The organism is Limosilactobacillus ingluviei DSM 15946, from assembly GCF_001435775.1.
GTDB classification, from domain to species: Bacteria; Bacillota; Bacilli; order Lactobacillales; family Lactobacillaceae; genus Limosilactobacillus; species Limosilactobacillus ingluviei.
In genome coordinates, this window is record NZ_AZFK01000064.1 from 1 (window position 1) to 516 (window position 516).

Below are 516 nucleotides of genomic sequence, written 5' to 3' on the forward strand. Positions count from 1 at the left end.
CCATCTGAGGTATTTTTTGAAGAACCGTTGCACTTAGTTTGACAATTCGTCGTACATACAAAATCCTAATTAACAAAAATGGTACTAACAGGATTGGTACTGTACCCTGTCAAGTTGACAGTCTGAAAAAATGAAAAATTGCTAGTCTTAAATGGCCTGCTGTTCGTAGTATTCTGCGACAGTCAGGTCATTTCGCTTAATTGAAATAAATTTAGTAGTGAAATAGTTGATCCCCTGCTTGACTTGAACTTCCAGTTCCGCTAAAGTCATTGCCTTGGCTTGATGGTTCATCCAAATACTCTTAAAGTCCGCCCACCAATGTTCCATTTTCGCATTGTCGGCAGGCGTTCCAGGAGCCGAGTAACTGTGTAAGATTCCGCGTCGGCTTAGTTCCTGATTGTAGACATAGGAGATGTAGGCTGAACCGCGGTCAGTATGGATCATCCGTGGTTTCTGTTGACGTTGTTCAATTGCTAGCGATAATAGTTTCACCGCTGATTGAGTCGTTTCAGTTGG

At 42.2% G+C, this 516-nt stretch carries 1 protein-coding gene; it reads right to left on the reverse strand.

The features are described from left to right. Positions 1-147: 147 nt before the first annotated feature. The coding region (locus FC43_RS07260) for a DDE-type integrase/transposase/recombinase (protein ID WP_235807604.1) at positions 148-516 on the reverse strand (369 nt) is incomplete at its 5' end.